The following is a 9,751-nucleotide window of genomic DNA, read 5'->3' as shown; positions in this document are numbered from 1 at the left end:
GGTCTATTGACAATTCCGCTGTTGGTGTAGCGGTTAAAGTAACATCTGCTGGATCTACCGTCGCTCCGTTTAAAGTGTCATTGGCTAATACATCACTAAAAGTAATACCAGTAACACCTTCCTCTGCTGTAGCTGTGTAGCTATCGTCCATCGCATCGATTGGGTCTGGTGCGCTTACTACTACTGTAGCTGTCGCAGTCTCGCAATTTGATGGAACAGCTGTCTCACAAATTTGATATTCTAATGTATAAATACCAGGAATTACACTTGGGTCAACGTTTACCTCTCCAGTTGTGGTGTTTAAGGAAATACCAGGGTTAGACGAGTTAATTTCTGTTAAGTTAACAGTACCTGTTGTTGGAGGGCCTGAGTTCAAAGTATCATTACTTAAAACATTTGGAATAGCAACCCCACCAAGACCAGCAATAGCTGAGCCAGAGTCTCCTTGGGCATCTATAAAAATATTTACTCCGGTAAAAACAAACTCAACCGCATCAGCACCGTCAAAGGCTGCTGTATTTCCGGGCGCCTGAGATGTGTTTAAAGAAATTGTACTTGTCTCACCATTAACCCTCGCGCTTCCAGCCGCTGTACCTGCCCCTGGATCTGCTGCCGGGCCACATTCAGCTATTAGAGCAGCTATCGCAGTTCCTACAGTTCTATTAATACTAGTCGGACTAACTTCAAAATGAACATCATTTTCAGACAACTCAGTAAAAGTAAGCCCCCCTTGCAATGTAAACAAAGCTGAATTTGTTAACCTAGTGGGACCACCACCATTAGTCCCACCTCCTAACCTATCCAAATTAACTATAGGATCACTTACTACAACAGGTGTATTTGATGAAGGGCCATCAAAAAAACCAAAAGAAATATTTCCGGCTGCTGGGGTATTTGCTAATACTCTTAAAGAAGGATTAAAATTTACTGCGGGATTAGAATACGAACCAGCACAACCCATAACCTCAGCAAAACTTACGGCATTACCTCCTGTCAAGTTTATAACCCTAACCCAAACACTTCCAGCTTGAGCCTGCCATTCACCACTAGGTCCAGACTGAGACCACACTCCAGTAACTTGAGCATTTAAACTAAACGCAGAACACAATATTACAATTAACAACATCAAACTTCTTTTCCTCAACTTTTGAATTGAGGTAAAATTGTTTTTCAAAACGGATGGAAGCGTAATTTTTCCCATAAATATAATTTATAAACTGATTCTTTATAATAGCTTTATTTCTCGTCTCAGTAATTTGACCTCAATTCTTGACAATCAAAAAATGTCGCTGATTCACAAGAAAACATAATTACTTACAAACATAAACACGTCTGACAAATGTAATGTTAATTTAATAACATAATAAATTATAATGTATTTTATCGATGATTTTAACCTTTTTGTCGATGATTTGAGCCAAATCTACGACAAATAACATATTAATATCGACGAAATACACAACTCTACATCTTTCTTAATATTTCTAAAGGACTGACTGTGAAGCGTTTCATTTAGAATCAAAACAAATTACCCTTCTTAAATGACAATTTACATCTTCCTTACTGTAAGTTAACTCTAAAACAATCTGCGATTGATCCCATATTTTTTTTATAAAAAGTTTAAAAAACTCTTTGTAAAAACTAGAAAAGACTTAAATTTGCATCCGCTATGAGAAATAGTGATGTTCTTTACAGAATGAAATGCGAAAGTAGCTCAGGGGTAGAGCATCACCTTGCCAAGGTGGGGGTCGCGAGTTCAAATCTCGTCTTTCGCTCAAAATTTTAAATAATTACGCTTTCGCGAAAGCGTATAGAAAATATACCAATTTTATTTTCACAGCTGTGAGAATATGCTCGAGTGGTGGAATTGGTAGACACGTTGGACTTAAAATCCAATGTCCATTAGGACGTACGGGTTCAAGTCCCGTCTCGAGTACAAAAGGCTTCCATTTAGGAAGCCTTTTTTATTTTATAACTATTAATAATGGCTATAGTCTATATACTCTATTCCGAAAACCTTGACCGCTATTATATAGGCAGCTGCCTAGATTTAGAACAAAGAATTCAGCAACATATATTAAACAATAAAGGGTTTACCGCTAGAGCACAAGATTGGAAAATCTTCTTTAAAATAATAAATTTAGAATATCAACAAGCACGGAGAATCGAAAAGCAAAACATATTTAGTAAACCTCAAGAAGTATGACGAATTAACACAAAAGCTGATTCAAAAGTATAAATAACGGGTTCATCCCGATAGCTATCGGGACCCGTCTCGAGTACAAAAGGCTTCCATTTAGGAAGCCTTTTTTATTGATTTAATCAATTTAATGTTAACACATTAAGATGTTGATTTACTCTTTTTCTTAACAAGCATTCTTTTTATCTCGTTGAGTTTCATAAGCGCTTCTACCGGTGTAAGCGTGTCAATATCTATATGAAGTATCTCTTCTTTTATTTCTTCTAGTAATGGATCATCTAGATTAAAGAAGCTAAGTTGCATTTCTTCCTCTGCAGCATCTTTTAAGGTACCCGTAAGCTCTTCACTACCGTGAGACTTTTCTAGCTTACCCATCATCTTAGTAGCGCGACGCAGTACTTGCTGTGGCATTCCCGCCATTTTTGCTACGTGTATACCAAAACTATGCGCACTTCCTCCTGGCACCAGTTTACGTAAGAATAAGACGTTGTCTTTAAGCTCTTTTACAGAGACGTTATAGTTCTTAATACGCTCAAAGGTTTCACACATCTCATTAAGCTCGTGATAGTGTGTAGCAAAAAGCGTTTTTGGCCTTCCAGGGTGCTCGTGCAGGTACTCACTTATTGCCCAGGCTATAGATATACCGTCATAGGTACTTGTCCCCCTACCTATCTCATCTAGTAAAACCAGGCTTCGGTCGCTCAAGTTATTAAGTATACTAGCTGTCTCATTCATCTCTACCATAAAGGTACTCTCACCCATAGATATATTATCACTAGCTCCTACTCTAGTAAAAATCTTATCTACTAGGCCTATGTGAGCCGCTTGGGCTGGTACAAAACTTCCCATTTGAGCAAGCAGCACTATTAATGCTGTTTGCCTTAAAATAGCACTCTTACCAGACATATTAGGTCCAGTAATCATAATCATTTGTTGATCTGCACTATCTAGATATACATCATTTGTAACATATGCCTCACCTAGTGGTAATTGTTTTTCTATAACAGGGTGACGCCCTTCCTTTACATCTATTACTTGTGACTCATCTAGGGTGGGTCTCACATAATTATTTTCTCTTGCCAGTTGTGTAAACCCAAGCAAGCAATCAAGTTGTGCAATTTGTGTTGCATTAGCCTGTACTTGCGGAATAAAACCACCTACCCAGCTCACCAGCTCTGCAAACAGTTGCTGCTCTATGGCTTGTATGCGCTCTTCTGCTCCAAGTATTTTACCCTCATATTCCTTAAGCTCATCTGTAATGTAACGCTCAGCGTTAACAAGAGTTTGTTTTCTGATCCACTCCTCAGGCACCTTATCTTTATGCGTGTTTCTTACTTCTATATAATACCCAAAAACATTATTTGAGGCTATTTTTAAAGAAGTAATACCGGTGCGCTCCGTCTCGCGCTCCAGCATCTTTTCTAAGTAGTCTTTACCTCCTTGTGATAATGCTCTTAAATCATCTAGTTCTTTATGAAAACCAGGAGCAATTGCCCCACCTTTTACTATGGAGACAGGAGCCTCTTCTCTTAAGGTTTCTTTTATTTTAGAACGTAACACTTCACAGTTTTGCAACTGCTCACCTATAATTTTAAGCGATTCATTATCTGTAGCAGAAGCTAGCGCTTTAATAGGGACAACGGCTTCAAGTGAGTTTTTGAGTTGTATCACCTCGCGAGGACTAATCTTGCCTGTGGCAACCTTACTTATTAGACGCTCGAGGTCTCCTATCTGTTTGATATGAGACTGCATTTTATCAAAAATATCACCATTGTCTAATAAAAATGAGACCACCTCGTGACGTCGCTTTATCTCATCTAGCCTTTTAAGCGGTAATGCAAGCCACCTTTTAAGAAGACGTCCACCCATTGCAGAAGTGGTTTTATCTATTATATCTATTAGGGTTATAGCCTTTACTCCAGAAGCAGAATTATACAACTCTAGGTTACGTATAGTAAAGCGATCCATCCACACATAATCATCTGCAGCAATACGACTTATGCTTGTGATATGCTGTAGCTTATGGTGTTGCGTTTCTCCTAGATAATGTAAAGCAGCCCCAGCAGCTATAATACCTGCCGAAAGATGCTCGACACCAAAACCTTTAAGAGATTTCACTTCAAAGTGCTTATGCAATGATTCTCTCGCATAATCTATTTGAAAAACCCAATCTTCTTGATAAAAAGTGTGATAATCCGGCCCATACGATTCTAAGAATTTCTTTTTTTGAGCCTTAGAAACAAGTAATTCACTAGGAGTAAAATTCTGTAGCAACTTATCTACATAAGCGACATCTCCTTGAGCCGTAAGATACTCTCCTGTAGACACGTCTAAAAAAGAAACACCCACCTTGTCTTTTTCAAAATATACAGCTCCCAGAAAGTTATTTGTCTTTGCAGAGAGTATATCATCATTCATCGCGACACCAGGCGTGACAAGCTCTGTAACACCTCGTTTGACGATTTTTTTTGTTTGTTTTGGGTCCTCAAGTTGATCACAAATAGCGACACGACAACCCGCTTTTACCAGTTTAGGCAGGTATGTATTGAGCGAGTGATGCGGGAAACCCGCAAGCTCAGTGCGCTCTCCACCATTATTACGATTAGTTAACGTGATATTGAGAATGGCAGCAGCTTTTACCGCATCTTCACCAAATGTTTCGTAAAAATCGCCAACTCTAAAGAGTAACAAAGCATCAGGATATTTTGCCTTGATACCATTGTATTGTTGCATTAATGGGGTCACTTTCTTCTTTGCCAAACTGTAATTTTTAAAGAAAATAAAAATACGCCATTCTTTTGTGTTGACATTAATGACCTAAGGAATGTTATCCCCAGTTTTACACATTTTTTTAGTTCGCTTTCGCGAAAGCGTAAAATAAAGCGCTTTAAGAGCTTTTTACTGCGACCAACACACAAAAGTAAACCGCTAAATATAAAATCGATTTAAACCAATTTAAAATCACTCAAAAACAATAGGAAGAGTTTATTGTATTTTTATTTTTAATATCTTAAAACTATTAAATAATGAAACCCACCGCAAACAACTGTGAGAAAAATTACTATTTTCAATAAAAATATGAATTATCCTTAAAAATCATATATAATTAAGCTTATCATTAACAAATACACACTTATATGTAATTTATATTTAATATTATTTATAATTTGGATATGAATTTAAAATCCAAATTATATGAAACAAAAACATCCATTCATCAAAATGGTTTATTTCTTGTTATTTTTAATTCCTTGTGCAATGATGGGTCAATCTGTCGTTACTGGAGTTATAAGTGATGTAGGAAATAACCCAATTCCTTTTGTAAACGTCATTGAAAAAGGAACATCAAACGGAACTACATCAGATTTTGACGGAAATTATTCTATAACATTATCTGGCGACTCTGGAACCTTAGAATTTACATATTTAGGCTACGCAACTCAAGAAATTGCAGTTACTAGCTCACAAACACTTAATGTAACTCTTGAAGAATCTTCTGAATCACTAGATGAAGTTGTTATTTCTGGACTTGCGTCTTCTGTAAAAAGATCTAACGCAGCAAATGCAGTTGCATCAATCTCTGCCGAACAAATTACAGGTACAACACCACCTCCTACACTAGACGGTGCACTTTACGGAAAATTTGCCGGAGCGCTAGTGAGTCAAAACTCTGGAGCACCTGGTGGAGGACTTTCTATAAAATTACGTGGAGCAACTTCTATACAAGGTAACACACAGCCATTATACATTATAGATGGTGTATATGTAGACAACTCTTCTATCTCTGCAGGTCTTAATGCAGTATCGGCAGCATCGGCTGGAGGTAGTGCTTCAAACCAAGACAACCCAACAAACAGAATAGCAGATATCAACCCAGATGACATACAAAACATCGAGATATTAAAAGGAGCTTCTGCTGCTGCTATTTACGGGTCTCGTGCCGCAGCTGGGGTAGTTATTATTACCACAAAAAAGGGTAAAGCTGGAGAAACACAATTTAAATTTGGTCAATCCTTTGGATGGACTCAAGTGACTAAACTCTTAGGTTTACGTAACTACAATGAGCAACGTGTAGAAGATAGTTTTGGCGCAGACGCTGTACCACTTTTTATAGCAGCTAGAGATGAGGGACGCCTAGTAGATTATGAAGAAGAAATTTTTGGCGAGAAAGGTCTTATAAGTAAAACCAACTTTAGTATGAGTGGTGGTGACACCAAAACTAGATTTTATGCTGGGGTAACACATAGTAATGAAAATGGTATCGTAAAAAATACTGGATATGAAAAAACCTCTCTTAGATTAAATTTAGATCACAGAGCTACAGATTTCTTAAAAGTATCTCTTAATACAAACTACATCAATTCAAAATCTGATCGTGGTTTCTTTAACAATGATAACTCAGGGACAACTATTGGAGTTACATTAACAGGAACAACACCTTGGCTGGAATTATTTCCAGATGAAAATGGTGTGTATCCAGACAACCCAGCCGGTGCTTCTAACCCGTTACAGACACGCGATAGAGTTACAAATAGAGAAACAGTAGATAGATTTATCATAGGAGCATCTGCAAATCTTGATATTTTCAAGGCTGAAAAGTCAAGTCTAGAATTAATAATGCGTGGTGGACTTGACACCTATGGACAGAAGTCAAGAGCTATCTTCCCAAAAGACTTACAGTTTCAAAAACCAGCAAATGGTGGACAAAATGGTGTGGCCGTGCAAGGAGATACACAAAATAGAAACTACAACCTAGCAGCATTTTTAGTTCATAATTATAGAACAGATAATGATCTATCTTTTAGAACTCAAGCTGGTATAACTCGCGAGTATTTTGACAGAAACACACAACTTATCACAGCAAGTGGCCTTGTAGCGTCTGAAACTAATGTTGATCAAGCTGCAAATACGGGTACTAACCAGTTTAGATTACTTCAGGAAGATGCAGGTTTTTTTGTTCAAGAAGAGGTTAACTATCAAGACAAGCTTATAGGAGCTATAGGTCTTAGAGGTGATAAGTCTTCAAATAATGGAGATGCAAATAAGTTAAACTATTACCCAAAAGCTTCCCTTGCTGCCAATATCAACAAGTTTGATTTTTGGAAAGAAGATGGCTTTATAAACAAACTTAAGCTTAGAACGGCTTATGGAGAGGCTGGTAACTTTGCTCCTTTTGGCGCACTATTTACCTCATATACTTCATTCTCTACAGATGGATTACTAGGTATAAGTCTAGTAGGTGTGCGTGGAGATGCTGGATTAAGCCCAGAACGCCAGAAGGAACTTGAATTTGGTACAGATATTACTTTCTTTAATAATAAGGTAGATTTTTCTGCAACTTACTATATCAAAACCGTAGATGATTTAATTCTTAACTCTGCTCTCTCACCTTCTTCAGGTTTTACTAGCGAGTTTGTTAATGCAGGAGAATTACAGAATAAAGGTATTGAGTTATCTCTTAACAGTACTATTATCGAGTCAGAAAACTTTATTTGGGATGCTAGTGTAAACTGGTTTAAGAACACTTCAAAAATCACTCGTCTTGATGTAGATCCTTTTAACGTAGGAGCTTTTGGAGCAACATTAGGAACCTTTAGAATCGAGGAAGGATCAAGTGCTACGCAAATTGTAGGTATAGGCCCTAATCCTGGAGCAAATGGATTCCAGAAGTTTGGAGATTCTGAGCCAGATTTTCAAATGGCTTTAAATAATAGTCTTCAATACAAACACTTTCAATTATCATTTTTATGGCAATGGAAGAAAGGTGGAGATAACATCAACTTAACCACACTTCTATCTGACCTTAATGGTACAAGTGCAGATTATGACGATTTTGGTTTGGACCCAACTGGGACCCTCGCAAATGGACCATACAGAGTTAGCCAGTTAGGATCATCTGCAGACGTATTTGTAGAGGATGCATCTTACTTAAGATTACGTGAAGTAGGTTTATACTATACGCTTCCTTCTGCTACTTTAGATAACTTTTTAGGTGGTAATATAGACAACATAAAAGTTGGCTTTTCAGGTACTAACCTAATTAACATATTTGACTATAACAGTTATGATCCAGAAGTATCAAACTTTGGTGGTGGCGGTATCTTTACCGGTGTAGAGGTTACACCTTTCCCATCTTCTAAGCGATTCTTATTTAACCTAGCTGTAAACTTTTAATATAAAAAGATGAAAAAATATTTTATAAAAAGCCTACTCGCACTAAGTATTTGCGCCGGGTTTTATTCTTGTGAAGTTCAAGAATATTCAGATTTAAATAACCCTGAGGTTGATGCTTTTGCAGAAAACCTAACAAGGGGTGACCTACAAGATCTCGTAGGAGGGATTTTATACAGCTCAAGAGTTGGGCTTGGCACCTATTATGACGACTGTGGAGTTATAGGAAGAGAATACTATAGATTCTCAAGTTCTGACCCGCGTTTTACTAGTGATTTACTAGGTGGTGAGAACTCTGTGCTAGACAATAACACGTTTTACATCACAACACCTTGGTCAGCCCGCTATAGAACTGTAAAAAATGCAAATCTTATTTTAGGTTTTCTCGATGCACAAGACCTCTCTGCCATATTTACAGACGAAGAGCTTAGCGCTACAAGAGGGTTTCTTAATACAATGATTGCTCACGAGCTACTGCTCAACCTTAATCTTACAGATGAAGGTGGTATACGCATAGATGTGGCAGATGAGACTAACTTAGGGCCTATTGTTTCAAAAAGTGAAGCGTTAAGCTTTATAAAATCAACACTAGATGCTGCCGCCTTAGACCTAAGTGCTGGTGGTGATGCCTTTCCATTTGTACTTTCTTCTGGCTTTGGAGATTTTGATACTCCAGCAAGCTTTAGTCAAGTAAGCAATGCGCTTGCGGCACGTGTAGCTGCATATCAAGGCGATTTTGCTGGTGTACTATCATCTCTTGAAGATTCATTTTTAACATTAGATAATAATGAATTAGATTTAGGTGTTTATCACAACTTCACTCAAGACCAAACAGATATTCTTAACCCTATGTTTTTTGCTCTCAACTCATCTACTGCTGGTGCACGTATCGCACAACCATCATTTATTACAGATGCTGAGACAGATGACCAACGTCTTGATAAAGTTGTGCTTAGAGAATCTGCTCTTACTCTAGATGGTCTTACTGGAGAGTATGACGTGTTTAGATATACTAGTAACGTAGACCCTATTCCAATCATACGTAAAGAAGAACTACTCTTATTATACGCAGAGGCAAACATTACGATCAATCCTATGGAAGCAGTAATTGCTTTAGATATCATACGAGAAAGCGCTGGACTGGATCCTTATACCGGAGCTATGGATGCTGCTTCTCTTACAGATGAGATGCTTACACAACGCAGGTACTCACTCTATGCAGAAGGACACAGATGGATTGATGTTCGTCGTTATAATCGTCTTGATGAGCTCCCTATAGACAGAGCAAATGATGATGTATTTTCTCAATTTCCTATACCGCTTACAGAACTTTAATATTAAATAATTGAGCAACTCTAAAACACCCTACCTATAGGGTGT

4 protein-coding genes, 2 tRNA genes and 1 pseudogene are annotated in these 9,751 nt (G+C 37.7%); 5 read left to right on the top strand and 2 right to left on the bottom strand.

Features of this window, described 5'->3' with window-relative positions:
* Nucleotides 1-1,126 (bottom strand): annotated as a pseudogene (locus ACFO5T_RS03850) (hypothetical protein); the annotation flags it as partial.
* Between the two features lie 577 nt (nt 1,127-1,703).
* Between ACFO5T_RS03850 and ACFO5T_RS03845 the strand changes: the two are divergent.
* The 3 genes from ACFO5T_RS03845 (at nt 1,704) to ACFO5T_RS03835 (ending at nt 2,206) form a co-directional block, all read left to right on the top strand.
* Nucleotides 1,704-1,775 (top strand) — tRNA-Gly (locus tag ACFO5T_RS03845).
* 77 nt (nt 1,776-1,852) lie between these two features.
* A tRNA-Leu gene (locus ACFO5T_RS03840) sits at nt 1,853-1,936 on the top strand.
* A 48-nt stretch (nt 1,937-1,984) separates the two neighbouring features.
* Entirely contained in the window at nt 1,985-2,206 is a 222-nt protein-coding gene (locus ACFO5T_RS03835) for a GIY-YIG nuclease family protein (protein ID WP_380032182.1), read from the top strand.
* 135 nt (nt 2,207-2,341) lie between these two features.
* Here the strand turns inward: ACFO5T_RS03835 and mutS are convergent, their stop codons facing one another.
* Nucleotides 2,342-4,933 (bottom strand): DNA mismatch repair protein MutS, encoded by a 2,592-nt coding sequence (gene mutS, locus ACFO5T_RS03830; protein ID WP_380032208.1) that lies wholly within the window; start codon nt 4,931-4,933, stop codon nt 2,342-2,344.
* 462 nt (nt 4,934-5,395) lie between these two features.
* On the opposite strand from mutS, the gene ACFO5T_RS03825 reads away from it, so the two are divergent.
* Nucleotides 5,396-8,374, top strand: a complete 2,979-nt coding sequence (locus ACFO5T_RS03825) for a SusC/RagA family TonB-linked outer membrane protein (protein ID WP_380032180.1) — start codon at nt 5,396-5,398, stop codon at nt 8,372-8,374.
* Between the two features lie 9 nt (nt 8,375-8,383).
* Nucleotides 8,384-9,706 carry a RagB/SusD family nutrient uptake outer membrane protein gene (locus tag ACFO5T_RS03820; protein WP_380032178.1) on the top strand — a complete coding sequence of 441 codons (1,323 nt, stop codon included), beginning with the start codon at nt 8,384-8,386 and terminating at the stop codon, nt 9,704-9,706.
* Nucleotides 9,707-9,751 lie beyond the last annotated feature (45 nt).

It is taken from the genome of Dokdonia genika, from assembly GCF_042652845.1.
GTDB lineage: Bacteria > Bacteroidota > Bacteroidia > Flavobacteriales > Flavobacteriaceae > Dokdonia > Dokdonia donghaensis.
This window is presented reverse-complemented; position numbering and strand designations above follow the sequence as displayed.